The sequence below is a fragment of the Sphingomonas sp. BK235 genome, assembly GCF_004345855.1.
Classification (GTDB): domain Bacteria; phylum Pseudomonadota; class Alphaproteobacteria; order Sphingomonadales; family Sphingomonadaceae; genus Sphingomonas.
In genome coordinates this window covers 369,714-396,025 of record NZ_SLXN01000002.1, presented here as the reverse complement: position 1 = coordinate 396,025, position 26,312 = coordinate 369,714, and the positions used below count along the sequence as shown (strand labels likewise).

The 26,312-nt window shown below is 71.1% G+C and carries 23 protein-coding genes; 5 read left to right on the top strand and 18 right to left on the bottom strand.

The annotated features are described in order from the left end of the window. Nucleotides 1-61 precede the first annotated feature (61 nt). The 4 genes from EV292_RS07440 to EV292_RS07425 form a co-directional block, all read right to left on the bottom strand. Nucleotides 62-1,483 carry an ammonium transporter gene (locus tag EV292_RS07440; RefSeq protein WP_132908566.1) on the bottom strand — a complete coding sequence of 474 codons (1,422 nt, stop codon included), beginning with the start codon at nucleotides 1,481-1,483 and terminating at the stop codon, nucleotides 62-64. Between the two features lie 11 nt (nucleotides 1,484-1,494). Next, nucleotides 1,495-1,833 carry a P-II family nitrogen regulator gene (locus tag EV292_RS07435; protein WP_132908565.1) on the bottom strand — a complete coding sequence of 113 codons (339 nt, stop codon included), beginning with the start codon at nucleotides 1,831-1,833 and terminating at the stop codon, nucleotides 1,495-1,497. Nucleotides 1,834-2,180: 347 nt separating this feature from the next. Then, nucleotides 2,181-2,381 (bottom strand): DUF2007 domain-containing protein, encoded by a 201-nt coding sequence (locus tag EV292_RS07430; RefSeq protein ID WP_132908564.1) that lies wholly within the window; start codon nucleotides 2,379-2,381, stop codon nucleotides 2,181-2,183. Beyond that, nucleotides 2,381-2,932 carry a pyridoxamine 5'-phosphate oxidase family protein gene (locus EV292_RS07425; protein ID WP_132908563.1) on the bottom strand — a complete coding sequence of 184 codons (552 nt, stop codon included), beginning with the start codon at nucleotides 2,930-2,932 and terminating at the stop codon, nucleotides 2,381-2,383. The genes EV292_RS07430 and EV292_RS07425 overlap by 1 nt, the downstream gene beginning before the upstream one ends. A 52-nt stretch (nucleotides 2,933-2,984) precedes the next feature. On the opposite strand from EV292_RS07425, the gene EV292_RS07420 reads away from it, so the two are divergent. Beyond that, nucleotides 2,985-3,230 carry a type II toxin-antitoxin system CcdA family antitoxin gene (locus EV292_RS07420; RefSeq protein WP_132908562.1) on the top strand — a complete coding sequence of 82 codons (246 nt, stop codon included), beginning with the start codon at nucleotides 2,985-2,987 and terminating at the stop codon, nucleotides 3,228-3,230. Next, on the top strand, nucleotides 3,230-3,526 hold the full coding sequence (locus EV292_RS07415) for a CcdB family protein (protein ID WP_132908561.1): 297 nt from the start codon (nucleotides 3,230-3,232) through the stop codon (nucleotides 3,524-3,526). The genes EV292_RS07420 and EV292_RS07415 overlap by 1 nt, the downstream gene beginning before the upstream one ends. A gap of 4 nt (nucleotides 3,527-3,530) precedes the next feature. Here the strand turns inward: EV292_RS07415 and tldD are convergent, their stop codons facing one another. Next, the gene (gene tldD / locus EV292_RS07410; protein ID WP_132908560.1) at nucleotides 3,531-4,946 is read right to left on the bottom strand and encodes a metalloprotease TldD; all 1,416 of its coding nucleotides are present in this window, start codon (nucleotides 4,944-4,946) and stop codon (nucleotides 3,531-3,533) included. A 428-nt stretch (nucleotides 4,947-5,374) separates the two neighbouring features. Further along, nucleotides 5,375-5,611, bottom strand: coding sequence for a zinc-finger domain-containing protein (locus tag EV292_RS07405; protein ID WP_132908859.1), 237 nt, complete (start codon nucleotides 5,609-5,611; stop codon nucleotides 5,375-5,377). Between the two features lie 98 nt (nucleotides 5,612-5,709). Here EV292_RS07405 and EV292_RS07400 point away from each other — a divergent pair, with 98 nt between their 5' ends. Continuing rightward, nucleotides 5,710-6,651: an ABC transporter ATP-binding protein gene (locus tag EV292_RS07400; protein WP_132908559.1), complete on the top strand. Its 942-nt coding sequence runs from the start codon at nucleotides 5,710-5,712 to the stop codon at nucleotides 6,649-6,651. Between the two features lie 14 nt (nucleotides 6,652-6,665). Here EV292_RS07400 and EV292_RS07395 read toward each other — a convergent pair whose 3' ends face one another. The 12 genes from EV292_RS07395 to sucC all read right to left on the bottom strand — a co-directional run bounded on the left by EV292_RS07395 (nucleotide 6,666) and on the right by sucC (nucleotide 22,548). Continuing rightward, nucleotides 6,666-8,189, bottom strand: a complete 1,524-nt coding sequence (locus EV292_RS07395) for an oligosaccharide flippase family protein (RefSeq protein WP_132908558.1) — start codon at nucleotides 8,187-8,189, stop codon at nucleotides 6,666-6,668. 172 nt (nucleotides 8,190-8,361) lie between these two features. Then, entirely contained in the window at nucleotides 8,362-11,127 is a 2,766-nt protein-coding gene (gene polA / locus EV292_RS07390) for a DNA polymerase I (RefSeq protein ID WP_132908557.1), read from the bottom strand. 236 nt (nucleotides 11,128-11,363) lie between these two features. Then, entirely contained in the window at nucleotides 11,364-12,491 is a 1,128-nt protein-coding gene (locus EV292_RS07385; RefSeq protein WP_132908556.1) for a serine hydrolase, read from the bottom strand. A gap of 144 nt (nucleotides 12,492-12,635) precedes the next feature. Further along, the gene (gene nadB, locus EV292_RS07380; RefSeq protein ID WP_132908555.1) at nucleotides 12,636-14,219 is read right to left on the bottom strand and encodes an L-aspartate oxidase; all 1,584 of its coding nucleotides are present in this window, start codon (nucleotides 14,217-14,219) and stop codon (nucleotides 12,636-12,638) included. A 403-nt stretch (nucleotides 14,220-14,622) separates the two neighbouring features. Further along, nucleotides 14,623-15,576 (bottom strand): DUF1080 domain-containing protein, encoded by a 954-nt coding sequence (locus EV292_RS07375; protein ID WP_243693653.1) that lies wholly within the window; start codon nucleotides 15,574-15,576, stop codon nucleotides 14,623-14,625. A gap of 200 nt (nucleotides 15,577-15,776) precedes the next feature. After that, nucleotides 15,777-15,968, bottom strand: coding sequence for a hypothetical protein (locus EV292_RS07370; protein ID WP_132908554.1), 192 nt, complete (start codon nucleotides 15,966-15,968; stop codon nucleotides 15,777-15,779). 44 nt (nucleotides 15,969-16,012) lie between these two features. After that, on the bottom strand, nucleotides 16,013-16,663 hold the full coding sequence (locus EV292_RS07365) for a peptidylprolyl isomerase (RefSeq protein WP_132908553.1): 651 nt from the start codon (nucleotides 16,661-16,663) through the stop codon (nucleotides 16,013-16,015). Nucleotides 16,664-16,770: 107 nt separating this feature from the next. Then, on the bottom strand, nucleotides 16,771-17,901 hold the full coding sequence (locus EV292_RS07360; protein ID WP_132908552.1) for an alpha/beta fold hydrolase: 1,131 nt from the start codon (nucleotides 17,899-17,901) through the stop codon (nucleotides 16,771-16,773). A 52-nt stretch (nucleotides 17,902-17,953) separates the two neighbouring features. Next, on the bottom strand, nucleotides 17,954-19,174 hold the full coding sequence (locus tag EV292_RS07355; RefSeq protein ID WP_243693652.1) for a histidine-type phosphatase: 1,221 nt from the start codon (nucleotides 19,172-19,174) through the stop codon (nucleotides 17,954-17,956). A gap of 70 nt (nucleotides 19,175-19,244) precedes the next feature. Continuing rightward, complete coding sequence (locus tag EV292_RS07350) at nucleotides 19,245-20,174, bottom strand: electron transfer flavoprotein subunit alpha/FixB family protein (protein ID WP_132908550.1); 930 nt, start codon at nucleotides 20,172-20,174, stop codon at nucleotides 19,245-19,247. An 11-nt stretch (nucleotides 20,175-20,185) separates the two neighbouring features. After that, on the bottom strand, nucleotides 20,186-20,935 hold the full coding sequence (locus tag EV292_RS07345; protein ID WP_132908549.1) for an electron transfer flavoprotein subunit beta/FixA family protein: 750 nt from the start codon (nucleotides 20,933-20,935) through the stop codon (nucleotides 20,186-20,188). Between the two features lie 413 nt (nucleotides 20,936-21,348). Then, nucleotides 21,349-22,548, bottom strand: coding sequence for an ADP-forming succinate--CoA ligase subunit beta (sucC, locus tag EV292_RS07340; RefSeq protein WP_132908548.1), 1,200 nt, complete (start codon nucleotides 22,546-22,548; stop codon nucleotides 21,349-21,351). A 478-nt stretch (nucleotides 22,549-23,026) separates the two neighbouring features. Here sucC and EV292_RS07335 point away from each other — a divergent pair, with 478 nt between their 5' ends. Together EV292_RS07335 and EV292_RS07330 are read left to right on the top strand one after the other, a co-directional pair. Beyond that, nucleotides 23,027-25,747 carry an ATP-dependent DNA helicase gene (locus tag EV292_RS07335; protein WP_132908857.1) on the top strand — a complete coding sequence of 907 codons (2,721 nt, stop codon included), beginning with the start codon at nucleotides 23,027-23,029 and terminating at the stop codon, nucleotides 25,745-25,747. A gap of 15 nt (nucleotides 25,748-25,762) precedes the next feature. Then, nucleotides 25,763-26,302 (top strand): histidine phosphatase family protein, encoded by a 540-nt coding sequence (locus EV292_RS07330; RefSeq protein ID WP_132908547.1) that lies wholly within the window; start codon nucleotides 25,763-25,765, stop codon nucleotides 26,300-26,302. The last annotated feature ends 10 nt before the right edge of the window (nucleotides 26,303-26,312 follow it).

Genomic DNA, 26,312 nt, shown 5'->3' with positions numbered 1-26,312 from the left:
GTGCGTCCGCAGGAGGAACGTCGTGGGCGGGCGGCGGCATGAGGCGCCGCCCGCGAACTCGTCAGTAATTGTAGGCGCGCTCGCCATGCTCGTTGATGTCGAGGCCTTCGCTCTCGACCTCGAGCGAGGGACGCAGCCCCATCGTCGCCTTGATGCCGAGGAACAGCACCGCCGAGACGCCGCCCGACAGCACCAGCGTCAGCACCACCGCCTTGATCTGGGTCCAGACCTGGCCGGCCATGTCGTAGCTGCCCGCGACCGAGGGGAATTGGGTGTAGTCGAACCACCCCTGCCCGCCGAGCGACGGCGCCGCGACGATGCCGGTCCCGATCGCGCCGACGATCCCGCCGACGCAGTGGATGCCGAACACGTCGAGCGTGTCGTCATAGCCGAGCTTGTTCTTCACCGTGGTGACGAAGAAGAAGCACACCGCGCTCGCCACCATGCCGAGGATGATCGAGGTCATCGGCGCGGCGAAGCCGGCGGCCGGGGTGATCGCGACCAGCCCCGCGACCGCGCCCGACACGCCGCCGAGCAGCGACGGCTTCTTGTGCACCACCTGCTCGATCACCGCCCAGGCGACCGCGGCCCCCGCGGTGGCGACGAAGGTGTTGATGAAGGCGAGCGCCGCGACCCCGGTCGCTTCCAGGTTGGAGCCCGCGTTGAAGCCGAACCAACCGATCCACAGCAGCGAGGCGCCGATCATCGTCATGGTCAGCGAGTGCGGCGGCATCGGCTCGCTCTTGTAGCCGTGGCGCTTGCCGATCACGAGGCAGCCCACCAGCCCGGCGATGCCCGCGTTGATGTGGACCACGGTGCCGCCGGCGAAGTCGAGCGCGCCCCAGCCGTACAGCAGGCCGGCGTCGGTCGGCGCATCGGCGAGGAAGTCCGGGCCGGCCCAATACCACACCATGTGCGCCATCGGGAAATAGACGATCGTCAGCCACAGCACGACGAACACCAGCAGCGGGGTGAACTTCACCCGCTCGGCGAAGGCGCCGACGATCAGCGCCGGCGTGATGCAGGCGAAGGTCATCTGGAAGCAGATGAACGCATATTCGGGAATATAGACGTTGTTGCTGAAGGTCGCCGCGAGCGAGCTCGCATCGACGCCCGTCAGGAATGCCTTGGACAGCCCGCCGACGAAGGCGTTGCCGCTGGTGAAGGCGAGGCTGTAGCCCCAGCTCACCCAGACGAGGCTGGCGACCGAGACGATCATCAGCACCTGCATCAGCACGCTGAGCATGTTCTTGGTGCGCACCAGCCCGCCGTAGAACAGCGCGAGCCCGGGCACCGACATCATCAGCACCAGCGCGGCCGAGATCATCATCCAGGTGGTGTCACCCTTGTTGACCATCGTCGCCATCTGCTCGGCATTGGGCGCGCGCACCGGTCCGGCGGCCTGCGCCAGCGCGGGCGCCGCGGCCAGCGCCGCGATCGTCGCCACCGCCCCCGCAGCGGCGATCTTGCGTGAAACTGTCATCCCGTCCCCCCTCACAGCGCGCTGTCGTCGGTCTCGCCGGTGCGGATGCGCACCGCCTGGCCGACGTCGAGCACGAAGATCTTGCCGTCACCGATCGCGCCGGTGTTGGCCGCGGCCTGGATCGCCTCGACCACGCGGTCGGCGATGTCGCTGCCGCAGACGATCTCGATCTTGATCTTGGGCACCATGTTGGTGCTGTACTCGGCGCCGCGGTAGATCTCGGTCTGGCCCTTCTGCCGACCGAACCCCTTCACCTCGGACACCGTCATCCCCGCCACGCCGACGCCGGTGAGCGCTTCCCTCACCTCGTCCAGCTTGAACGGCTTGATGATCGCTATGACCAGCTTCATCGCGCCCCCTTTGCGTTTACCCGTGGAGACGCTTCGCAAGGCGCGTGCCAGTTGTGGGGGAGATGCTGTGGGAGCGCAGATCGGCCGGGCCGAGGGCGGCCCGGTTCGTTCCGCCGCCGCGCCACCCTTCGTCATCCCCGCGCAGGCGGGGATCCATAAACACTAGCATCTCGGCTCCAAGCGCCAGCGTCAGCGTGTCTGGATCCCCGCTGTCGCGGGGATGACGTGGTGGGTGGTAGAGGGAGGACGAGAGACCGGGAAGTGACGACGTCGCCGGCGAGCAATTGGCCAAACAACCCGTTAACCACTGTTAAACTTTTGTGCACCGCCACAGACGTGCCCGAAAATCAGGCACCCTCCGCCACGAGGCGCGCCGCGGCGAGATCGTCCTCGTCCACCATCACGCGCACCGGGATGAGCAGCCAACTGCCGTCGGCGATGGAGGCGCCGCCGTCGAACGCGAGCGCGTCGATCCCCTCGGACTCGAGCCGGCCGACCAGGATGTTGGCGAGGTTGCGGTCGTAGCGGCCGAGCTCCACCAGTGCCATCAGGCGGGCACCACGGTCGGGTTGCGCACCGGCAGCCCGTCGATGCTGGTCGTGCGCACCGCATATTTGGCGAAGCGCGCGGAGTCGGGGTTGGCGGCGTGATATTTGTTGAGCGTGGCGCGCTCCCGCTCGAACGCCATGTGCGGCACGCCCCAGCCGCACGAGGTCTGCACCTGCTCCACCGCCACGACGAAGATCTGCCGCGTCCCGGGCAGCAACGTGAAGCGCGGCGCGAGGTCACCCCACTCGGGATCCTGCGGCAGCACCGCGCGCCCGCGGCCGTAGATGCGAAAGATCAGCGCCGGATTGTCGAAGGCGCAGAACATGATCGTGATGCGCCCGTCGGCGAGCAGGTGCGCGTTGGTCTCGTTCCCTGACCCGGCGACATCCAGATAAGCGACGGTCGCGTCATCGAGCACGCGGAACGTGTCCATGCCCTTGGGGCTCAGATTGATCCGAGCGTCCGCCGCGGCGGTGGCGACGAAGAACACCGGCTGGCGCGCGACGAAGGCGCGATGCTCGGCAGTGAGCGCGGGGAAGAACTCGGCCATGGCGGGCTGGCTCCGGTTTGACGCGCCTGGGGCATGCGCATAATCTACGCGCATGAAGCATGATCGCATCGCCTCGGGCAAGCGCCGATCGGTCAACATGACGATCGACACCGGCGTCGTCGCCGCCGCGCGCGAAGCGGGGATCAACCTGTCGCAGGTGGCCGAGGCGGCGATCCGCGCGGCGACCAGCGCTGAGTTGAACCGCCGCTGGAAGGAAGAGAACCGGGATTGGGCCGAATCGGTTAATCGCTGGGTGGAGGAGAACGGGCTTCCGCTGGAGCGGTATCGCCTGTTCTGATGCCTCAGTACGACGTGTTCCGCTCCGCCTCGGGCGAGCTCCTGGTCGATTGTCAGGCCGAAGGGCTGGGCCATTTGGCGACTCGCTTCGTCGCACCGCTTCTTCCGATCGCCCGGGCACCGGAAGCGCGCGCGCGGCTCAACCCGATTTTCGACGTCTTCGGCGAGAAGCATATGCTGGTGACACAATTCGCCACGGCGGTCCGGCGCAGTGAATTGCGCACGCCGATCGACTCGCTCGCCACCTACCGTTTCGACATCGTCGCCGCCTTCGACATGCTACTGACCGGTATCTAAACGCTCACGCCCTCCCGCCCACCGTCAGCCCGCCGATCAGCAGCGAGGGCTGACCCACGCCCGCGGGAACGCTCTGCCCGCCCTTGCCGCACATGCCGACGCCCTCGTCGAGCGCGAAGTCGGTGCCGACGCCCTGCACCTTGGTCAGCACGCTCGGCCCGTCGCCGATCAGCGTCGCGCCCTTGATCGGCGCGCCGATCCGCCCGTCCTCGACCAGATAGGCCTCGGTGCAGGAGAAGACGAACTTGCCCGAGACGATGTCGACCTGCCCGCCGCCAAACGACTTGGCGAAGATGCCGCGTTTGACCCGCGACAGCAGCTCGGCGGGGTCGTCCGGCCCCGCTTTCATGAAGGTGTTGGTCATGCGCGGCATCGGCGCGTGCGCGAAGCTCTCGCGGCGGCCGTTGCCGGTCGGCGCCACTCCCATCAGCCGCGCGTTGAGCCGGTCCTGCATATAGCCGCGCAGGATGCCGTCCTCGATCAGCAGCGTCTCGCTCGTGGGCGTGCCCTCGTCGTCGATGGTGAGGCTGCCGCGGCGGTCCTGGATCGCGCCGTCGTCGACGATCGTCACGCCCGGCGCGGCGACCCGCTCGCCGATCCGTCCCGAGAAGGCGCTGGTGCCCTTGCGGTTGAAGTCGCCCTCCAGCCCGTGGCCGATCGCCTCGTGGAGCAGGATGCCGGGCCAGCCCGCGCCGAGCAGCACGGTCATCTCGCCCGCGGGCGCGGCGACCGACTCGAGGTTGACCAAAGCCTGCGCCAGCGCCTCGTCGATCGCGCGGTGCCAGGTCGCGGGCTCGAACAGCGTGTCGTAGAGATAGCGCCCGCCCAGCCCGAAGCTGCCGGTCTCGCGACGGCCGTTCTGCTCGGCGACGATCGAGACGTTGAGCCGCACCAGCGGGCGCACGTCGGTGGCGACGAAGCCGTCGGGGCGGACGATCTCCACCACGCTCCACGTGCCCGACAGCCCGACCGAGACCTGCGCCACGCGCGGGTCGCGCGCGCGCGCGGCGGCGTCGATCGCCTGGCACAGCGCGACCTTGTCGGCGAAGGGGACGAGATCGAGCGGGTCGGCGTCGGTGTAGCGGCGCTGGTTGGTGCGCGCGGGCGCGGCGGCGCGCGGCTGCGCCGTGGGGTCGATCAGCCGCATCGTCGCGGCGGCGCGCTCGATCGCGGCGGCGCTGAGCTCGTTGGCGTGCGCGAAGGCGGTCATCTCTCCGGAGACCGCGCGTAGCCCGAAGCCGGCGTGGGTGTCGTAGCTCGCGGTCTTGAGCCGGCCGTCGTCGAAGCCGAACGCCTCGGCGCGGCGATATTGCAGGTAGAGCTCGCCGTCGTCGGCACGGTCGAGCGCGGCGGCGGTGAGCCGCAGCGCCGCGTCCGGGTCGAGCGAGTCGCGGTAGAGGAAGGAGCGCGGGTCGGTCATCGCGCCAAGATAGGAGCGCGGAGGGGCGCGCGCCACTCGTCAGGTGGTGCGATGCTGCTTGGCAGTGACGTTCGGGCTCGCGGTGTCGGCCGCCGCCACACCCCGGAGATCGGTGCGAGACGCGCGCGACCCTCATCATCTTCCGTCATCCCGGACTTGTTCCGGGATCCACCGGGCCGCTCACGCCTAAGACGTTACTCTTGCGGACCCGTGGTTCCGGACCCAAAAGGCAGCTGAGTGCTTCGTCACCGTCATCCCGGCCTCGTGCCGGGATGACGGGGGCGAGTGGCTTCCGCGACAATGAGCCTTTTTGAGTCCGGACCGTGGATCCCGGAACAAGTCCGGGATGACGGAGAGAGGTCGTGGCGGCATCCTGCCAAGCGGGGGTCGAGCGCCCTCGAAGCGACACCCCCGCAACATCAACTCGCTTATTGCGGGCTGGCGCCCTCGGCGATGTCGGGCAGCTGGCTGTGGTCGGCGCCGTCGGCGGGGCCGCCGATCAGCACGAAGCGGCGGTCGCAATAGCCGCAGTCGACATAGCCGTGCTCGTCGATCTGGAGCCACACGCGCGGATGGCCCAGCGCGGCGCCGCCGGGGATGTCACTCGCGCCGTCGCAGGCGACGCGGGGTTGCGAGACGCGGACGAGTTCGGGCGGCGGCAGCATGGCCGAGGCGACTAGCAAGCAGCGCCGCCCGAGACAATCCCGCCGCGTCCGCCGCATGCAGGATTGGCAAGCCCCGCGCGCGCGCCTACCTCGCGCGCATGACCGACGCCGCCATCGCCATCCGGGACCTGTGCAAGACCTACGCGGGCGTCGGTGGCGCGCCGGGCAAGCGCGCGCTCGACGGGGTCAGCTTCGAGGTGCCACGCGGCTCGATCTTCGGGCTGCTCGGCCCCAATGGCGCGGGCAAGTCGACGTTGATCAACATCCTTGCCGGGCTGGTCAACAAGACCAGCGGCAGCGCCGAGATCTGGGGCTTCGACATCGACGCGCACCCGCGCAACGCCAAGGCCTCAATCGGGATCGTCAACCAGGAGATCCTGTTCGATCCCTTCTTCACCCCCGTGGAGACGCTCGAGATCCAGGCCGGGCTGTACGGCGTGCCCAAGAAGGAGCGGCGCTCGATGGAGCTGCTCCGCGCGGTCCATCTCGAGGACAAGGCCAACGCCTATGCGCGCACGCTGTCGGGCGGCATGAAGCGCCGGCTGATGGTGGCCAAGGCGATGGTCCACGCGCCGCCGGTGCTGGTGCTCGACGAGCCGACCGCGGGCGTCGACATCGAGCTGCGACAGCAGCTGTGGACCTATGTCCGCAGCCTCAACGACGCGGGCGTGACGGTGGTGCTGACGACCCACTATCTCGAGGAGGCGGAGGAGCTGTGCGATCGCATCGCGATCATCAGCGGCGGCCGTGTGATCGCCAACGAGCCGACCGCCGAGCTGGTCGGCAAGGCGCAGGAGAAGGTGGTTGCGGTCACGGTCGACCGCGACGTCGCGATGGTGCCCGAGAACGCCTGTTTCGGGAAGATCGCGCTCAAGGGTACGCGCACGCTCGAGATCACCTACGCCAAGGACCGGGTCAACGCGGGCGAGGTGCTCGGCGCGGTACAGGCCGACGGCTATGGCATCGTCGACGTCACCACCAAGGAGCCCGACCTCGAGGACGTCTTCCTCAACCTGACGCGCGCCGCGAACCATCGCTGAGCGCCCCCTCGCGCTCAGCGGATGAAGCTGCCCTCATTGGGCAAGGTCGCTTCCTCGGCGCTCGGCATCGTGTTGAACAGCGCGCGGTCCTCGGGGCCGAAGGCGTAGCGCCAGATCACGAACAGATAGGCGCCCATCGTTGCCACCACGCCGACCGACACCTGCATCCAGCGCCACCCCGGCGGCAGCAACGTGAACGCGCCGCCCACCGCGCCCCCCGCCAGCGCCGCCCATAGCAAGGGCCAGCGCATCGGCGACACCGGCGCGCCGAGCAGCCGCCCGAGTACGCGCGCCTTCACGAACGAGGTGAGCAGCAGCACCAGCAGCAGCGCCACCGGCGCGCCCGCGGCCTGTTCGGTGATGCCATAGCCAGCGTCACGGATCAGCAGGATGAAGGCGAAGGACAAAGCGATCTGGAGCACCAGCATCGTCGCGGAGATCAGCAGGTTGCGGTGACGCGCGAGGTACACCAGCGCCGATTCCGCCACCGCGCCGGTGGAGGCGGCCACCTCGGCGAACAGCAGGAACACCATCGCCGCGGCACCGCTGGTGAACTGCGGGCCGATCGTGGCCATCACCGCCTTGCGCGGGATCGAGGCGGTGAGCGCCAGCGCGAGCTGCGCGGCGATGATCCAGAACGCCACCTGGCGCACCTGGCGCGCGATCGCGCCGAGGTCGCCCCGCGCGATGCTCCGCGTCACCACCGGGCCGAGGATCGGGTCGAAGCTGGTCTTGAGCCGCTGTGGCAGCGAAGCGACCTGCTGCGCCATGTAATAGATGCCGACGACATTGGGCGCGAACAGCGTGCCGAGGATGAGCCGGTCGACGTTGCGGCTGCCCCATTCGAGCGCGTCGGCCCCGGCGAGCGGCGTGTTCGCGCGCGCCATCTGCCACAGCACGCTGAGGTGCGGCGACCAGCCGCTCGGCACGCCGTAACTGCGCAGCAGCGGCACGATGCTCGCGGTCAGCGCCGCCACCATCGACGCGACATAGGCGAGCACCAGCCCGTCCTTGAGCGTGAAGAAGGAGAAGAGGAAGGCGAAGATCGACAGCGTCCACGGCTCGACGATGGCGCGCGCGGTAACGCTGGCCTTGACGTCGTGGCGATAGGCCAAAGCGGCGAGGCTGACGTCGCTCAGCGCGGGCGCGAGGATGATCAGCGGGAAGAAGCGGTCGAGCCCGCCGATCGCCGAATTGGGGTACATCGCCTGGGGGAAAGCGCAGAGGACCGCGCTGGCGATCAGGCTGGCGACCAGCGCGAGCGCGAGCGCGTCGAACACGACATGGTTGTGCGGCCGCTCCGCCGAGGACAGCGCCTGCGCCAGCCCGCGCTTGAGCCCCAGCGTCGCGACGAGCGCGGCGAGCTCGACGACCACCACCGCGATGGCGAACCGCCCGACCAGCGCGGCGCCATAGAGATGGCCCGCGATGAACAGGAAGGGGATGCGCGCGCCGAGCTTGAGGATGAACCCCGCGACATTGGTGCGCCCGCCCTTGGCGAGCGCGGCGATGTCGTCTGGATGGTCGGTGGCGGTCATGCGGCGCGGGGCCGGGTGTGCGGGGCCGACAGGATGCGGCAACCTTGGGCGCTATCGTGCTCCCGCGTACGCGGAAGCCCGGGGCCACGAGCGCCGTTGTGTGCGACCCTGGGTTCCTGAGTCCGCAGGAACACGAACAAGGACGCGGCACCGGCCACCGGTCGTCGGACGCTCAATGCGCCGCCCCCCAGCTCGCACCGACGCCGATCTCCACGCCCAGCGGCACGTCGAGCGTCACCGCCGGCTCGGCCGCGGAGGCCATCACGCGCTCGATCACCGGGCGCGCCGCGTCGACGTCGCCCTCGGGCAGCTCGAACACCAGCTCGTCGTGCACCTGGAGCAGCATCCGCACGTGCCCCAGCCCGGCCGCCGCCAGCGCCGGCTCCATCCGCGCCATCGCGCGCTTGATGATATCGGCGCTGGTGCCCTGGATCGGCGCGTTGATCGCGGCGCGCTCGGCGCCCTGGCGCTCGTGCTGCACCTTGCTGCGGATCCGCGGGAAGTGGGTCTTCCGCCCGAACAAGGTCGTGGTGTAGCCGCGCTCGCGCACCTGCGTCAGCGTCTCGGCGATATAGCGGTTGATGCCGGGAAAGCGCTCGAAATAGCGGTCGATCATCGCCTGCGCCTCGTCGGCGGAGATATCGAGCCGCCCGGCCAGCCCCCAGCGCGATATGCCGTAGAGGATCGCGAAATTGATCGTCTTGGCGGAGGCGCGCGTGTCGCGCGTCACCGCGCCGAACAGCTCCTGCGCGGTGAGGCTGTGGATGTCGTCGCCGCGCGCGAACGCCTCCTTGAGCTGCGGCACGTCGGCCATGTGCGCGGCGAGGCGCAGCTCGATCTGCGAATAGTCCGCCGCGAGGATGACGTTGCCCGCGTCGGCGACGAAGGCGTCGCGGATCTGGCGCCCGGTCTCGGTGCGGATCGGGATGTTCTGGAGGTTGGGATCGGTCGACGACAGCCGCCCCGTCTGCGCGCCGGTCAGCGAGTAGCTGGTGTGGACGCGGCCGGTGGCGGGGTGGATCTGCTCCTGCAACGTGTCGGTATAGGTGTTCTTGAGCTTGGTGAGCTGGCGCCAGTCGAGCACGCGCGCGGCGATCTCGGCGCCCGGCGAGTCCTTGTCGGCGGCCAGCCGCTCCAGCTCGTTGACGTCGGTGGAATAAACACCGCTCTTGCCCTTGCGCCCGCCCTTGAGCCCCATCCGCTCGAACAGCACGTCGCCGAGCTGCTTGGGGCTGCCGATCGTGAAGGGGCCGCCCGCGAGCGCGTGGACCTGTGTCTCCAGGCCGGCGATCTGCTGCGAGAACTCGTCGGACAGCTGCGCCAGTCGCTCGCGGTCGACCTTGATGCCGTGCTGCTCCATCCGCGCGATCACCGCCACCAGCGGGCGGTCGACCATCTCGTAGACGCGGGTCGCGCCCTCGATCGGCAGCCGCGGCTTGAAGCGGCGCCACAGCCGCAACGTGACGTCGGCGTCCTCGGCGGCGTAGCGCGTGGCGGCCTTGAGATCGACCTCGTGGAAGCCGAGCGCCTTCTTGCCCGTGCCGACCACGTCCTTGTAGGCGATGCAGCTGTGCGACAGGTGCGTCGCGGCGAGCTCGTCCATGCCATGGCCGTGGCGCCCCGCGTCGAGATCGAAGCTCATCACGATCGTGTCGTCATAGGGCGCGACGTCGAGCCCCAGCCGGCCCAGCACGATCAGGTCGTACTTCAGATTGTGCCCGATCTTGAGCACGCTCGCGTCCTCGAGCAGCGGCTTGAGCTTGGCCAGCGCGAGGTCGCGGTCGAGCTGCACCGGCTTCTCCGCGAACATGTCGCTCCCGCCATGGCCGAGCGGGACATAGCAGGCGAGATTGGGCGCGAGCGCGAGGCTGACCCCGACCAGCTCGGCGAGCATCGGGTCCTTGGCGGTGGTCTCGGTGTCGATCGCGACCCAGCCCTGGTGGCGCGCGACCTGGATCCAGCGGTCGAGCGCGGCCTCGTCGACCACGGTCTCGTAGCCGTCGTGGTCGCAGGCGGGCTCGTCGTCCTCGGCGGGGGCACCGACGGTCTCGGGCTGGGTCGCCTCGGCGACCTCGCCGAGCCGGGTGAGCAGCGAGCGGAACCCGTGATGCTCGAGGAAAGCGCGCAGCGGCGCCTGCGGGATGCCCTCGGCGGGCAGCGCGAGCGAGTCGAGCGGGTCGGGCAGCGGCACGTCGCAGGCGAGCTCGACCAGTCTGCGGCTCATCCGCGCCGCCTCGGCATGCTCGATGAGGTTGTCGCGCAGCTTGCCCTTCTTCATCTCGGGCGCGGCGGCGAGCACCGCCTCGACGTCGCCGTGCTCGACGATCAGCTTGGCCGCGGTCTTGGGACCGACCCCGGGGACGCCGGGGACATTGTCGACGCTGTCGCCCATCAGCGCGAGCACGTCGCCGAGCTTGTCGGGGCCGACGCCGAACTTCTCCACCACCGCCTCGGGGCCGAGCCGGCGGTTGTTCATCGTGTCGAGCATGTCGACCGAGGGATCGGTCATCAGCTGCATCAGGTCCTTGTCGGAGCTGACGATGGTCACCTGCCAGCCCTGCGCCAGCGCGGCCTTGGTGTAGCTGGCGATCAGGTCGTCCGCTTCCCAGCCCTGTTCCTCGATGCACGGCAACGAGAAGGCGCGCGTGGCGTCGCGGATCATCGGGAATTGCGGGACGAGGTCCTCGGGCGGCGGCGGGCGATGCGCCTTATACTGGTCGTACAGCTCGTTGCGGAAGCTGGACGAGCTCTTGTCGAGGATCACCGCCATGTGCGTCGGTCCGTCGGACTTGTGCAGCTCGTCGGCGAGCTTCCACAACATGGTGGTGTAGCCGTAGACCGCACCGACGGGCTCGCCGTGCTTGTTGGTCAGCGGCGGCAGCCGATGATAGGCGCGGAAAATGTAGCCCGATCCGTCGACGAGATAGAGGTGCGGCATCGCGCTGCCCTAAACCGGTTTGGCCGTGTGGGAAACCGGGGTTGTGGGGTGCGGCGCGCCGCTGCGGTCGCGGTTCGGATGCGGGAGACAGTCACTCCCTTCGTCATCCCGGCCCTGAGCCGGGATCCATGGTGCCGCAGACGCAACCGCCGGCGTGTGCGCGGCACGATGGATCCCGGGTCAAGCCCGGGATGACGGCAGACGGCTGGATCTCCCGGCGCTCTCTCGCCAGCGCCTCACGTCCCGTCCTCGTCGCCCCCCACCGCGCGCGGCTGCGCGCCGGTGAGCGCGGCGCAGACGTTCTGGATCAGCTGCTGGCGCAGCCGCATCGGCGCGGCGGTGTCGCCGATCATCACCGCGATCGCGTAGCGCCGACCGTCCGGCGCCGTCAGCAGCCCGACGTCGTTGAAGCCCGCGTTGCGCGCGCCGAAATCCTGCCCGGTGCCGGTCTTGTGCGCCACCTTCCAGCCCGGCGGGGTGGCGGCGCGCAGCCGCGCGTGGCCGGTGCGCGACGCCGCCATCGTGTCGAGCAGGATCCGCGTCGAGGTCTCGCTCAGCAGCTCGCCGCGCGCCAGCCGCGCCAGCGCGCCCGCGATCGCCACCGGCGCGGCGCCGTCGGGCGGGTTGTCGATGTAGCGCTGCAGCGCGGCGCGGCGCACCGCCGGGTCGAGCCGGGCGCGCGCCGCCTCGAACCCGCGCCCCAGCGCCATCGACTGGCTCCACGTCAGCCCCGCGGTGCCGCTCTGGAGCAGCCGCTCGCCGGGGCCGAACTTGATCGCGCCGAGCTGATGCTTCGCGATGAAGCGCCGCACCGCCGACGGGCCGCCCACCACGGTGAGCAGCCGGTCGTTGGCGGTATTGTCGCTCTGCGTCAGCGCGCGGGTGAGCAGCCCGCCGACGGTGGTGCGATAGCCGTTGGCGCCGACCAGCCCGGCGATCGGCTGGTGGAACAGTGTGAGGTCGTCGCGCGTGACCAGCACCGGGTCGTCGAGCGTCAGTCGGCCCTCGTCGCGCTGCGACAGCACCGTCATCGCCACCCAGGTCTTGCTGACGCTCTGCTGCGGCAGGCTGAGATCGCCGCCCTGCTGCACCACCCAATCCTCGTCGACCGCGACGATCGCCGCGCCCGCCTTGCCGGGGAAATTGCGGACCAGTTGCTCGATGCGCGCCTGGAGCGCGCGCGGCGCGGCCGAGCGGCGCGGCGGCGGGGGTGGCGGCACCGCGGCGAGCGGCACCGGGATCGACACCAGCGGCTTGGGCGGCGCGGCGGGGATGAGCGCGGAACCCGCCCCCGCACCGCAGCCCGCGATCAGGAGCGACCAGCCGATGATCGCGACGCGGCTTCCCAACGTCCTCTTCCCCATGTCCGCCGCCATCGATCCCACTTGACTCGACCCTGTGAATGATAATGGCGCGGACACAATGCGGTGCGACTCGTCGCTGCGACGATCGCCGTTCCCGGCGCGACGAACGGTGGAGCGGGCGGTGGGGCGCAGAGGCTCCACGGCTCAGGCGCGCGGCACCAGCACCGTGTCGGCGGGCGCGTCGAGCGTCTCGGGCCAGTCGAGCGTATAGTGCAGCCCGCGGCTCTCGTGCCGGTGCAGCGCCGAGCGGACGATCAGCTCGGCCACCTGGAGGAGGTTGCGCAGCTCGATCAGGTCGGGGGTGACCCGGAAGTGGCCGTAATAATCCTCCACCTCGCTGCGCAGCAGGTCGATGCGATGCTGCGCGCGCTCGAGCCGCTTGGTGGTGCGGACGATACCGACATAGTTCCACATGAAGCGGCGGATCTCGGTCCAGTTCTGCTTGATCACCACCTCCTCATCGGAATCGGTGACGCGGCTCTCGTCCCACGCGCGCACCGCGGGGGGCGGCGGCAGCGCCTCCCAATGCTGCGCGATATGCTGCGCCGCCGCCTCGCCGAAGACGAAGCATTCCAGCAGCGAGTTGGAGGCGAGCCGGTTGGCGCCGTGCAGCCCCGACTGGGTGCACTCGCCCGCGGCATAGAGGCCGGGCAAATCGGTGCGGCCGTCGCGGTCCACCACGATCCCGCCGCAGGTGTAATGCTGCGCCGGCACCACCGGGATCGGCTGGGTCGTCATGTCGATGCCGAGGCCGAGCAGCTTCTCGTGGATGTTGGGGAAGTGCGCGCGCACGAAGTCGGCGGGCATGTGGCTGATGTCGAGGTGGACGAAGTCGAGCCCGTAGCGCTTGATCTCGGCGTCGATGGCGCGCGCCACCACGTCGCGCGGGGCGAGCTCGAGCCGGTCGTCGTACCACGGCATGAAGCGCCGCCCGGTGGTGGGGTTGATCAGATGCCCGCCCTCGCCGCGCACCGCCTCGGTGATCAGGAAGTTCTTGACCTCGAGATGGTAGAGGCAGGTCGGGTGGAACTGCATGAATTCCATGTTGGCGACGCGCGCGCCCGCGCGCCACGCCATCGCGATCCCGTCCCCGGTGGCGCCGCGCGGCGCGGTGGAGAAGAGATAGGTCCGCCCCGCCCCGCCCGTCGACAGGATCGTCGCGCGCGCGGTGTGCACCTCGACCGCGCCGGTGCGCCGGTCGATCGCGTAGACACCCCAGACGTTGCCCGCGCCCGAGTAGCGTTCCTCGTGGCGGCTGGTGGCGAGGTCGATCGCGACCTGATCGGGCACGAGCGTGATATTGGGATGCGCCTCGGCGGCGCGCTGGAGCGCCTCCTGCACCGCCCAGCCGGTCGCGTCGGCGACGTGGACGATGCGGCGGTGCGAGTGGCCGCCCTCGCGCGTGAGATGGAGCGCGCCGCCCTCCTCCGCGAACGGCACGCCCAGCGCGCGCAGCCGCGCGATCGCGGCGGGGGCGCGCTCCACCACGAACTCGACGATCGCGCGATCGTTGAGCCCGGCGCCGGCGACCATCGTGTCCTCGACATGGTGCTCGAACGTGTCGCCGGGTTCGAGCACGGCGGCGATCCCGCCCTGCGCCCAGGCGGTGCTGCCCTCGTTGAGCGCGCCCTTGGCGAGCACGGTCACGGTGAAGCGGTCGGCCAGGTTGAGCGCCGCGGTGAGCCCGGCCGCACCCGAGCCGACGATCAGGACGTCGCTCTGCGTCATGCACTTAGCCCGCGAATGTTGCGAATGTTGAGTCGCTGGCGCGGGTCGCGGCGGACGTGAACGTTGAGTCGGCGGCGGTCGGGGCGCGGGTGGCGGTCGGGCTCGGGGAGAGACATGACGCCCATGTGGCACAGCTGCGGCCGTTTAGGACAGTGTGACGTGGGGACAATGATCCTCCCGGCGCGCGGGGGAGGGCAATCGCATAACGGTCTCCGCTCGCCCAAGGCCATCTCGTCATCCCGGGCTTGACCCGGGATCCATGGCGCCGCCTACGCATGAGCCGTCGTTCTCGCGGAAACCTGGATCCCGGATCAAGTCCGGGACGACGGCAAGAAGTGAAGCGCCCGGCGCATCACCATCATATGTGATAGCCCTGCCCGTGCCGGGGAGGGATGACAGCGGCTCACTCCTTCGCCACGACCTTGGGCAACCGGTCGATCGGCTCCACCGTGATGTCGCGGAACCACGTCTCCGCGCCCTCGGACTGGAGCTGCACGCTGCCGTGCGTCAGCGGCATCCGCTTGCCCGCGGCGTCGACCGTCGCCAGCCCCTCCACCACCATCACCGGCACGCCGTTGACGACATGCACCGCGCGGTCGCCGAGCACGTAGAGGTCGAGCGTGTTCCACTGCCCCGCCGGCCTCTCCGCGTCGCGCGCGTTCTCGACGTTCCAGATCAGCGTGCCGTTGACGATCTCGACCGGCCGCCCGCCGTGGCGGTAGCGCACCGGCGGCGAGACGAGCGATGGGTCGAGCGCGGCGGTGGTGCGCAGGCGCACGTCGCGCCCCACTGCCACCGCCATGCCGGTCGAGCCCTGCATGATCTCGAACTCGACCGAGGGCTGCCAGGTGCCGAACACCGCGCCCGGCGCACCATGCGTGTGGTAGAGCAGGCCGTTGTTGGGCGGCTGGCCGAGCCGCGGCGCCCAGCGCTTGGCGCCCCAGCGATATTGTAGCCGCAGGTGATAGTCGCGCAGGTCGGCATGGTGGACGAGCGCGCCCCAGGTCTCCCCCTTGACCCACAATGCCGCGCGGCCCTCGATCCGCCGCACCGCGAAATCGCCCGCGGTCGAGCGCGAGGTGCCGATCGCGGTCGCGCCGGGGCGGTCGCGATAGGTCACCGACGGATCGGGATAGCCGAGCCAGGGCGACCAACCGGTGAGGTCGCGCCCGTTGAACAGCGTGATGCGCGGCCCGGTGGCACGCGGCACCGCGGCGAGCACCAGCGTCTGCGGCGTAGCGACCGCATCGCCGACGAGTGCGCGCGCCTCGGCGAGCTGGGCGGGGGTGGTCGGCGCCTGTGCCGCCAGCGGCGCGGTGGCGCCGAGCAGCGCCAACCCGAATGCGACCTGTCTCACGCTCGTCCCCTCCCCCGTCCCGATCCGTCGGCTATCGCAGGCCGGTGGAGGCGAAACAATGGTTTATGGGAACGTTCTACCCAAAGCGCCTGACCGCAGATCGGTCCCGGCGCGCGTCACGCGGGCGCGACCGCATCACGCCGACGCCAGTGCGATGCCGGGTCGCGGAGCGGGAGCGCGCGGCCGCTCCCGCTCCGCGCTCATTGGCCGTCGCTGGCGCCGCGTCCGGCACCGCGCGCACTGTCCTCGCCGGTGGCGCGGCCGCCGTCCTTCTTGGGATAGGCCTCGGGGGTGGTGCCGCCCTGGTTCTTGACCGCCTGCTCGTCGCCGGGGTCGCGGACCTTGCCGTCGGCGCGCACGTCACCACCGGGCTTGTTGGGTTGCTGGTTCACGGCGTCTCTCCTTCACGCCACCAACGTGCCGCCCGCGCGCGGGTTCAGCCGTCGCGGCGGCGTTCGATCAGCCAGGGCCGCGGCCGCCCGGTCGGCTTGGGCGTGCCGTCGAGCCGCGTCGCGCGGTTGACGCGCACCGGGGTGAGCATCAGCGTGCCGTTCATCCCGCCCCCGGTCGGCTCGGCGAGGATCCGGCGCACCGTCGCCTGGCCGCCGACGACGCGCCCGAAGGCGGCATAGCCCGGGTTCGAGGCGCTCCAGTCCATCGACGGGATCGCGCCGACGGTGATGAACCAATTGCCGTTGGCCGATCCCGGCGGGCCGCGGCGCGCCATCGAGATCGTCATGTCGAGATGCTTGAGCCCGGTCTGTTTGGTCGATTCATGCGGGATCGTGTCGAGGAAGCGGCGCGCGTCGGTGCGGATGCCCGACTGGATGAAGCCGACGCGCGGGTCACGCTTGTTGCGCGCGGTGCGGTAGAAGCTGACCCCGTCGAACCGCCCATCGTCGACGTAGCGGAGGAAATTGGCGGTGCTGACGGGGGCGCGGCGCTGGCTGAGCGCGAGCACGATCGGCCCGTCGGCGGTCTCCAGCCGGACGCGGGTCCAACCCGGCGTGGCGCGATCGGCGCGCTGCGCCGACGCCGCGGCGGAAATGGAGGCGACGAGCGCGAGCGAGACGAGGAACAACCGCATGGCGCCGGGGCTAGGTCGCCGCGCGGCACAGCGCAACCCGGCAGGCGATACGGCGTCGGCGTCGGCACCGTCCGTCGCGCCGCGCCCGTGGCGCTCCGCTCCGCGGGTCAGCGCGCCGCGGAGCGCGCGAGCAGCGCGACCAGATCGTCCTTCCACAGCCGTGCCCAGGTGTGGCTGCCGTGACCGCGCGTCGCGGCGCTCTCGGGGATCAGCCGGAAGCGCGCGTCGCGCATCCGCGCCACCGCGCGCGCGGGATAATCGAGCCCGCGCGGGTTGATGAAATCGTCCGCCGAGTTGATCCAGGTGAGCGGCGCGGTGATCGCTTCCATCCGCGGCCAGGGATCATAGCTGCGCGACGAATCGAGCGCCCAGATCAGATCGTTGGCGTCGAGACCCGCCACGGACGCGGCGACGCGCGCGCGGGCGTACTCGGCCGCGGCGTCGCGCCCCGGATAGGCCTGCTGGAGGTACAAAGGCGCACCGCCCGCGACGAACAGCAGCGCCGCCGCGCCGCGCAGCCCCGCGAGCGGCTGGCGCGTGTAGCGTCCGTGCCGATAGGCGGGATCGGCTGTGATCGTGTCGATCGCGAGTTGGCGCCACATGCGATTGAGCCCAGCGATCGGCACCGCCTCGCACCCCAGCGGCATCAGCGCGCGCGCCGCGTCGGGCCAGGTCTCGCCCCAGATCAGCGCGTGCATGCAGCCCATCGACGTGCCCATCAGCAGCCGCAGCCGCGCGATGCCGAGCGTCTCGGTCACCAGCCGATGCTGGAGCCGCACCATGTCGTCATAATCGTAGCGCGGGAAATCGGGGCCGCCCCCCGCCGAGGGACGCGACGAGCCGCCATGCCCGATATTGTCCGGCAGGATCACGAAATAGCGCGTGATGTCGAGCGGCTGGCCGGGGCCATAGAGTTCGTCGGCGAACTGCGGCTGGAGGAATTGCTTGCCCGTGCCGCCGGTGCCGTGGAGCACCAGCACCGCATTGTCGATCGCGCCCGCGGCGTCGCGGTGCGGGGTGCCGAGCGTGGTGTAATGGAGCGTCACCTGCGCCAGCCGTCCGCCCGCGGCGAAGCGCACGTCGCGCAGCACCGCATCGGCCTCGCGGATCGGCCAGGCATGGCGCGGCGCTGGCTGCGGCGCGGCGGCGGTGACGGGCGGACGCTCGCCCGCGCCCTGGGCGGCGACGGGGAGCGGCGTGGCGGCGAGCCCGATCAGGGCGAGGAAAGCGCGGAGCATCCACGACGTGTCGGCGGACGCGCGGCGCGGCGCAAGCGCGGGTGTCGCGCGCCTACAGCGCGGTGCGCGCGCGCAGCAGCCGCACGAAGGCGCCGAGCGGGCAGCTCCGCTCGGGTCCGCGGTCGCAGCCGGGAATGGTGAGTCGGGTCACCGCGCCGCGGCGCGCGAGCCGGCGCAGTTCGTCCGGCGATTGGGTGCGGTAGGTGGCGCGGACGAAGCGCGCGCCATCGCGGGCGCGCAGCAGCTCGAGCACCAGCGCACCGCCCGGCGCGACGTCGCCCTCGGCATAGCCGGGTGCGGTCAGCCGCACGCCCAGGATCGCGGCGAGCGCGGTGACATTGGTGTCATGGCCGACCAGCAGGTCGACCGCGGGGGCCTCGGGGGTGGAGAAATCCGCCTCGATCCGGCGCGCGATCGGCCCTGCCTGGCGTGCGGCCATGTAAGGCGGGCGCGAGAAGACGTCGAACAGGGCGGCGTGCAGCGCGCCGAGCCGACGCAGCGTCGCGGCATCGACGCGCGGCCAGGCGTCGCGTCGCGCCAGCCCCTCGGCGTGGAGCAGCAGCAGCACCTGCGCTGTCCCCGACACGTCGCGGATCGGCCCCTCGAACACGATCGAGCGACCGTCGGCGCTGGGACGCAGCGCGGCGGGCGGCGAGGGCGTGCACCCGTGCGGATCGCCACAGCCCAGCACGCGGTCGAGCGTCGCGATCAGCGCGCGGTGACGGTCGGCCTGTTGCGCGACTCCGCCGGTGTAAGCGGCGATCGCGGCGATGGCGGCGGCGGGGTCGAACGGCGCGACCCCGGCACGCAGCGGCTCGAACAGCGGGTCGGCGCTGCCCGGGGCGCGATGCCCGACCGCGAGCGCGCAGCCGGGCGCGACGCCCTGCGCCAGCGCCTCGCCGCTCGCGATCGTGCGCTCGGCGGTATTGGCCCAGAGGGTGAGGCGGCCAGCGCCGGGGCATCGACGGGGGACGAGCAACCCGACCGAGTCGAGCCAGCGCCGCATCGACGCGCCCTCGATCGTCAGCGCACGCGCGCCGTGCGGGGTGAGCGCCTCGGGCGGCACCGGCCATCTCGGCCAGGGCGCCGCGGTGCGCGTGCGCTCGGGCACCTCGCCCGGGATCGGCGCGCGGACGCCATGGCGCACCAGCGCGACGACGCGCTCCACCCGCAGCGCGCGCGTGCGCACCGCCCCTGTCGGCTCGCCCACGCCCGCGGCCGCCATGGTCGCCATCGCCACGGCCAGCAGCGCGCCGGCCCTCGTCACTCGCATCATCGGTCGCATCGCGGCCGCGGCTAGGCGCGATCGATGACTCCGGTGTGACCGCGAACGGCGGCGCGGGTCAGAGCTTCTCGGTCAGCTCCGGCACGATCTTGAACAGGTCGCCGACCAGGCCGATGTCGGCGACCTGGAAGATCGGCGCGTCCTCGTCCTTGTTGATCGCGACGATCACCTTCGAGTCCTTCATCCCGGCGAGATGCTGGATCGCGCCCGAGATGCCGACCGCGACATAGACCTCCGGCGCGACGATCTTGCCGGTCTGGCCGACCTGATAGTCGTTGGGGACATAGCCCGCGTCGACCGCGGCGCGGCTCGCGCCCACCGCCGCGCCGAGCTTGTCGGCGAGCGGCTCGATCAGCTCGTGGAACTTCTCGCCCGAGCCGAGCGCGCGCCCGCCCGAGACGATCACGCGCGCGCTGGTCAGCTCGGGGCGGGTCAGCGCGGCGATCTCCGCGCCCTCGAAGGTCGCGAGGCCGGTGTCGCCGGTCGCCGCCACCGCCTCGATCGTGCCGCTGCCGCCCTCGGCCGCCGCCTTCTCGAAGGCAGTGCCGCGCACCGTCAGCACCTTCTTGGCGTCGCGCGTCTGCACCGTCGCGATCGCGTTGCCCGCGTAGATCGGGCGCGTGAACGTGTCCTCGCCCTCGACCGAGAGCACGTCGCTGATCTGCATGACGTCGAGCAATGCGGCGACGCGCGGCGCGAGCGCCTTGCCGGTGGTGGTGGCGGGCGCGACGAAGGCGTCATGGTGCCCCATCAGCTCGACCACCAAAGGCGCGACATTCTCGGCGAGCTGGTGCGCGTAGGCGGCATCGTCGGCGACATGGACCTTGCCCACGCCGGCGATCTTGGCCGCCGCCTGCGCGACGCCGTCGACGCTTTGCCCCGCGACCAGCAGATGGACCTCGCCGAGCTTGGCGGCCGCGGTCACGGCGGAGAGCGTGGCGTCCTTGACGGACTGGCCGTCGTGCTCGACCCAAACCAGAGTCTTCATGCTGCGCTCCCTTACTTCGCGATGCCGAGCGACTTGAGCTTGCCCGCCAGCTCGTCGACGTCGGCGACCTTGACGCCCGCGGTGCGCTTGGCCGGCTCGGCGACCTGCAATGTGGTGAGCCGCGGCGCCACGTCGACGCCGATATCCGCGGCGGTCTTGGTCGCGAGCGGCTTCGACTTGGCCTTCATGATGTTGGGCAGCGAGGCGTAGCGCGGCTCGTTGAGGCGCAGGTCGGTGGTCACGATCGCGGGCAGTGTGTAGCGATCGGTCTCGAGCCCGCCGTCGACCTCGCGCGTCACCGTCACCGCCTCGGCGCTCAGCTCGACCTTGGAGGCGAAGGTCGCCTGGCCCCAGCCGAGCAAAGCGGCGAGCATCTGGCCGGTCTGGTTGTTGTCGTCGTCGATCGCCTGCTTGCCGAGGATGACGAGCTGCGGCTGCTCCTCCGCGACGATCTTCGCGAGGATCTTGGCGACGCCGAGCGGCTCCACCTTGGTGTCGCTGGTGACGAGGATAGCGCGGTCGGCGCCCATCGCCAGCGCGGTGCGCAGCGTGTCCTGCGCCTTGGGCTCGCCGATCGAGACCGCGACGATCTCGGTGACGGTGCCCTTCTCCTTGAGCCGGATCGCTTCCTCGACCGCGATCTCGTCGAAGGGGTTCATGCTCATCTTGACGTTGGCGAGGTCGACCCCCGAGCCGTCCGCCTTCACACGGGGTTTCACGTTATAGTCAAGCACGCGCTTGACCGGCACCAAGACCTTCATCAGCGTCCTTCCGATCCTGCGGTCGGGGCACGCGTTCGCGGCCCCGGTGTGGGCTCCACATGGCGGTTTTCCGCGCTTTTCGCAAGTTCAGTACGGAAAGCGCGGTTGCCGTAGCGGCAGCGTTCGCGGCGTCAACGCGCGGGGCGCGGACATGGTGTCTGCGGCAGGTGATTTTCGCGTCGTGCCTTGATCGCCGCGGCACCTGGGCGGCTAGAGGCCGCGAGGATTGTGCCACACCAGCCCCCAACACAACCTGCCGTCATCCCGGACTTGGTCCGGGATCCACTCCTCCGCTCACTCGCCGGCGATGGGGTATGCGGGCCGGTGGATCCCGGACCAAGTCCGGGATGACGGAAGAGAGAGGGGTGCCCGACGAGTGTGAGGCGGCGCCACCAGGCGCCGCCCCTCCCACATCACGCGACCTTCTTCACCTCGGCGACGATCTTCTGCGCGGCGTCGCCCAGGTCGTTGGCGGGGACGATCGCGAGGCCGGAGGTGGACAGGATCTCCTTGCCCTTCTCCACATTGGTGCCCTCGAGCCGGACGACCAGCGGCACCGACAGGTTCACTTCCTTCGCCGCGGCGACGATGCCCTCCGCGATGATGTCGCACTTCATGATGCCGCCGAAGATGTTGACCAGGATGCCCTTCACCGCGGGATCGGCGAGGATGATCTTGAACGCCGCGGTCACCTTCTCCTTGCTCGCGCCGCCGCCGACGTCGAGGAAGTTGGCGGGGAACATGCCGTTGAGCTTGATGATGTCCATCGTCGCCATGGCGAGGCCGGCGCCGTTGACCATGCAGCCGATGTCGCCGTCGAGCTTGATATAGGCGAGGTCGTACTTGGACGCCTCCAGCTCGGCCGGATCCTCCTCGGTCTCGTCGCGCAGCTCGGCGAGGTCCTTGTGGCGGAACATCGCATTGCCGTCGAAGCCGACCTTGGCGTCGAGCACCATCAGCTTGTTGTCGTCGGTCACCGCGAGCGGGTTGATCTCGATCTGCGAGGCGTCGGTGCCGAGGAAGGTGTCATACACCTTGCCCGCCAGGCTGTGCGCCTGCTTGGCGAGGTCGCCGGTCAGGCCGAGTGCGTTGGCTACGGCGCGGCCGTGGTGCGGCTGGAAGCCGGTCGCCGGATCGACCGCGAAAGTGTGGATCTTCTCGGGCGTGTCGTGCGCGACGGTCTCGATGTCCATCCCGCCCTCGGTCGAGACGACGAAGGCGACTCGGCCGGTGGCGCGGTCGACCAGCAGCGCGAGGTAGAATTCCTTGGCGATGTCGACGCCGTCGGTGACGTAGAGGCGGTTGACCTGCTTGCCGGCGTCGCCGGTCTGGATCGTCACCAGCGTGTTACCGAGCATCTCGGTGGCGGCGTGGCGCACCTCGTCCTCGGTCTTGGCGAGGCGGACGCCGCCCTTGGCCTCGGCCGGCAGCTCCTTGAACTTGCCCTTGCCGCGCCCGCCGGCGTGGATCTGCGCCTTCACCACGTACAGCGGCCCGGGCAGCTTCTTGGACGCGGCGACCGCCTCCTCCACGCTCATCGCGGCGAAGCCCGCGGGCACCGGCACGCCGAACTTCGCGAGCAGCTCCTTGGCCTGATATTCGTGGATGTTCATGCGCGGTCTCCGAGACAGCAGGACAGACTAGACTGGAGCGTGCCTTAGGCGCTTGCGGCGCGGGAATCCACCCTGCGGTTGTGGTTTCTGCGCGGCACGACGCAGTTGCGATGCGATAGCAATAGGGTGGATGAGTGCCCGACTTGGGAGCCTTGCGAGTGATCGGAGGTCCCTCTTTCCTCACCCACCTCCGTCATCCCGGACTTGGTCCGGGATCCACGGTGCCGCATATCCAGCGGCCGGTGGGTGCGCGGAAGGATGGATCCCGGAACAAGTCCGGGATGACGGTCAGAGCGTGGGGCAAAGGTGCCTCACTCATCGCAGCGGTTCTCCACGCGATCTTCCCCGCGGTGAGGGACGGCTCGCGGGCGATGTCCCCGCGCCGTCCTCGCCCCCGCGACCGCGCACCGCCTCACCCTCGTCAGCGCCGCGAGCCTTTGCGGTTGCCGATCTGTTCCGCGTGGCGCACAGCGACAGCGTGACGTCGCCCTTCCCCGCGCTGCCGCATCCCGCGCTTCATGCCAGCCACTCGGGCGTGTGGGTGGCGCATGCCGGCGAGACGCGCGCGCTATCGCGCGGGGAGGCGATCCGGCTCGCCGCCGACACGCCGGTGATCCTGCTCAACGCGCCGCTGGTGGCGCAGCGGCTCGGCTATGTCGAGCTGTCGGGGCTCGACCTCCTCGAGCTGTTCGCCTTCCTCCACCCCGCGCGCTTCGCGGTGCCGACGCCGCGCGGGATCGCGCAGGTGACCCGGCTCGACGCGCCCGCGCGCGACGAGGACGTCGCCGCCTTCCTCGCCGCGGCCGCCGAGCGGCTGCTCGCGGTGACGCAGGCGAGCGACTGGCCCGAGCGCGAGGGCGCCTGGACCGCGGCGCAGTCGCTCACCCGCGCGCGCTGGCCCTGGGCGCCAATCGTCGCCCCGCGGGTCGCCAAGCCGGCGCAGCACGAGCGCTGGCTGTTCTCGCGCCTGCCCGAGTGGCAGGAGGCCGCGCCCCGCCCCGCCCCGCGCGCGGTGACGCTCGACGACGCCGCGGTGCTCGACCGGCTCGAGACGCTCGTCGGCGGCGGCGCCGAGCTGCGCACCGGCCAGCGCGCCTATGCCGCCGCCGCAGCCGCCGCCTTCGCGCCGCGCATGGCGCGCGACATGCCCAACCTCGTGCTCGCCGAGGCGGGGACCGGGATCGGCAAGACCTTGGGCTATCTCGCCCCCGCCAGCCTCTGGGCCGAGCAGGCCGGCGGCGCGGTGTGGATCTCCACCTACACCAAGGCGCTGCAACGCCAGCTCGGGCACGAGACGCGGCGGCTCCACCCCGATCGCGCGGTGCGCAAGGCGCGCGTGGTGACGCGCAAGGGTCGCGAGAACTACCTCTGTCTCCTCAACCTTGAGGACGCGCTCCAGGGCGGCTTCGCCGGGCGCGCCGCGATCCTGGCGCATCTGGTCGCGCGCTGGGCGGCCTATAGCGACGACGGCGACATGGTCGGGGGCGACCTGCCCGGCTGGCTCGTCACGCTGTTTCGCCGCAACGGTTCGGCCGCGCTGACCGACCGGCGCGGCGAGTGCGTCTATGCCGGCTGCCCGCATTACCGCCGCTGCTTCATCGAGCGCGCTGCGCGCGCCTCGGCCGAGGCCGACCTCGTCATCGCCAACCATGCGCTGGTGATGGTCAACGCCGCGCGCGGGCGCGAGACCGCGACTCGGCCGACGCGCTACGTGTTCGACGAGGGGCACCATCTGTTCGACGCCGCCGACGCGATGTTCGGCACCGCGCTGACCGGGCAGGAGACGATCGAGCTGCGCCGCTGGATCGTCGGCCCCGAGGGCAACGCGCGCGGGCGGCGGCGCGGGCTCCAGGCGCGGCTGTCCGACCTCGCCAGCTACGACGAGCAGGGCGCGCGCGCGATCACCGAGATCGTCGCCGCGGCGGGGGCGCTCGCCGCCGACGGCTGGCTCCAGCGAGTCGCCGAGGGCCAGCCGTTCGGGGCGATCGAGACCTTGCTCGCCGCCGTGCGCGGGGTCGCCTATGCGCGCGCCGAGCAGGACGCCGACGCCGGCTACGGCCTCGAGACCGAGCTCGCCGAGCCGACCCCCGAGCTGATCGAGGCCGCCGCGCCCGCCGCGCATGCGCTCGATTCGCTGGTGCGGCCGATGGTGGCGCTGGGCAAACGGCTGGAGGCGGTGCTCGCCGACGCGCCCGACTGGATGGATGGGCCGGCGCGCGCGCGGGTCGAGGGCGCGATCGCCTCGCTCGGCTGGCGCGCCGAGACCGTGGCGGCGTGGCTGGCGCTGCTCGCGCGCGTCGGCGGCCCGGCCGACCCGCGCCACGTCGACTGGCTCGCGGTCGAGCGCGGCGAGGGGCGCGAGTATGACATCGGGCTGCACCGCCGCTGGCTCGACCCCACCCTCCCCTTCGCCGAGACGGTGCTCAAGCCGGCGCACGGTGCGCTCGTCACCTCGGCGACGCTGACCGCTGGGGGCGACTGGGAGACCGCCGAGGCGCGCGTCGGCGCACCGCACCTCCAGCGCGCGCCGGGCCGCTTCACCGCGCCGAGCCCGTTCGATTACGCGCGCAACGCCGAGGTGGTGATCGTCACCGACGTGAAGCGCGGCGACGTGCCCGCGCTCGCCAACGCCTATGCGCGGCTGATCGAGGCGTCGGCCGGCGGGGTGCTCGGGCTGTTCACCGCGATCCGCCGCCTGCGCGCGGTGCACGCGCGCGTCGCCGACCGGCTCGCGCGCGCCGGGCTGCCGCTCCACGCGCAGCACGTCGACCCGATCGACACGGGCACGCTGGTCGACATCTTCCGCGACGATCCCCACGCCAGCCTGCTCGGCACCGACGCGCTGCGCGACGGCGTCGACGTGCCCGGCCAATCGCTGCGATTGGTGGTGATGGAGGGCGTGCCCTGGCCCAAGCCGACCGTGCTCCACGCCGCGCGCCGGCTCGCCGGGGGCGGCAGCGCCTATGACGACCGGATCGTGCGCGCGCGGCTGGCGCAGGCGTTCGGGCGGCTGATCCGGCGCGGCGATGACGCGGGGTTGTTCGTGCTGCTGTCGGCGGCGATGCCGTCGCGGCTGCTCGACGCCTTTCCGCCGGGGGTGCGCGTGTCCCGCGTGCCGCTCGACGAGGCGGTGAGTCGCGTGCGGCAGCGGCTTTCCACCGCGGGTCCGATCGGGCATGAGGCCGACCTCGACGCCTGAGCGGAGTTCGCCCGAATGAAGACGCTGACGCTGCTGCGCCACGCCAAGTCGGGCTGGGACGATGCCGTGCCGCGCGATCTCGACCGCCCGCTCAACCCCAAAGGCCGCCGCGCGGCGCAAGCGATGGGGCGCGAGATCAAGGCGATGGGGCTCGACTTCGACCGCGTGCTCGCCTCGCCCGCGGTGCGCGTGCGCGAGACGATCGAGGAGGCCGAGCGCGGGCTCGGCCATGCACTCGCGCCCGAGTGGGACCGGCGGCTGTATCTCGCCTCGGCGGCGACCTTGCTCGACCTCGTCCACGAACAGGACGAGGGCGCGGAGACGCTGCTGCTGGTCGGGCACAATCCCGGGTTGCACGAGCTGGTGCTGGCCCTGGTGCCGGACGCACCCGGCCGGCTGCGCGACGCGGTGGCGGAGAAATATCCCACCGCCGCGCTGGCCGAGATGACCCTCGACGTGCCGCGCTGGCGCGATCTCGCCGCGGGCTCGGCGACGCTGACGCGCTTCGTCCGCCCGCGCGACGTCGATCCCGCGCTCGGCCCCGACGACGCCTGAAGGCGCGCGC

Bases quoted from the DNA above. Each gene is read 5' to 3' on its own strand.
- EV292_RS07365 (WP_132908553.1), bottom strand. From the start codon at position 16,663: ATGCGGTTGTTCCTCGTCTCGCTCGCGCTCGTCGCCTCCATTTCCGCC.
- EV292_RS07385 (WP_132908556.1), bottom strand. From the start codon at position 12,491: ATGGGGAAGAGGACGTTGGGAAGCCGCGTCGCGATCATCGGCTGGTCG.
- EV292_RS07400 (WP_132908559.1), top strand. From the start codon at position 5,710: ATGACCGACGCCGCCATCGCCATCCGGGACCTGTGCAAGACCTACGCG.
- EV292_RS07345 (WP_132908549.1), bottom strand. From the start codon at position 20,935: ATGAAGGTCTTGGTGCCGGTCAAGCGCGTGCTTGACTATAACGTGAAA.
- EV292_RS07435 (WP_132908565.1), bottom strand. From the start codon at position 1,833: ATGAAGCTGGTCATAGCGATCATCAAGCCGTTCAAGCTGGACGAGGTG.
- EV292_RS07330 (WP_132908547.1), top strand. From the start codon at position 25,763: ATGAAGACGCTGACGCTGCTGCGCCACGCCAAGTCGGGCTGGGACGAT.
- nadB (WP_132908555.1), bottom strand. From the start codon at position 14,219: ATGACGCAGAGCGACGTCCTGATCGTCGGCTCGGGTGCGGCCGGGCTC.
- EV292_RS07350 (WP_132908550.1), bottom strand. From the start codon at position 20,174: ATGAAGACTCTGGTTTGGGTCGAGCACGACGGCCAGTCCGTCAAGGAC.
- polA (WP_132908557.1), bottom strand. From the start codon at position 11,127: ATGCCGCACCTCTATCTCGTCGACGGATCGGGCTACATTTTCCGCGCC.
- EV292_RS07420 (WP_132908562.1), top strand. From the start codon at position 2,985: ATGAAGCATGATCGCATCGCCTCGGGCAAGCGCCGATCGGTCAACATG.
- EV292_RS07355 (WP_243693652.1), bottom strand. From the start codon at position 19,174: ATGCGAGTGACGAGGGCCGGCGCGCTGCTGGCCGTGGCGATGGCGACC.
- EV292_RS07395 (WP_132908558.1), bottom strand. From the start codon at position 8,189: ATGACCGCCACCGACCATCCAGACGACATCGCCGCGCTCGCCAAGGGC.
- EV292_RS07425 (WP_132908563.1), bottom strand. From the start codon at position 2,932: ATGGCCGAGTTCTTCCCCGCGCTCACTGCCGAGCATCGCGCCTTCGTC.
- EV292_RS07360 (WP_132908552.1), bottom strand. From the start codon at position 17,901: ATGCTCCGCGCTTTCCTCGCCCTGATCGGGCTCGCCGCCACGCCGCTC.
- tldD (WP_132908560.1), bottom strand. From the start codon at position 4,946: ATGACCGACCCGCGCTCCTTCCTCTACCGCGACTCGCTCGACCCGGAC.
- sucC (WP_132908548.1), bottom strand. From the start codon at position 22,548: ATGAACATCCACGAATATCAGGCCAAGGAGCTGCTCGCGAAGTTCGGC.
- EV292_RS07405 (WP_132908859.1), bottom strand. From the start codon at position 5,611: ATGCTGCCGCCGCCCGAACTCGTCCGCGTCTCGCAACCCCGCGTCGCC.
- EV292_RS07430 (WP_132908564.1), bottom strand. From the start codon at position 2,381: ATGGCACTGGTGGAGCTCGGCCGCTACGACCGCAACCTCGCCAACATC.
- EV292_RS07415 (WP_132908561.1), top strand. From the start codon at position 3,230: ATGCCTCAGTACGACGTGTTCCGCTCCGCCTCGGGCGAGCTCCTGGTC.
- EV292_RS07440 (WP_132908566.1), bottom strand. From the start codon at position 1,483: ATGACAGTTTCACGCAAGATCGCCGCTGCGGGGGCGGTGGCGACGATC.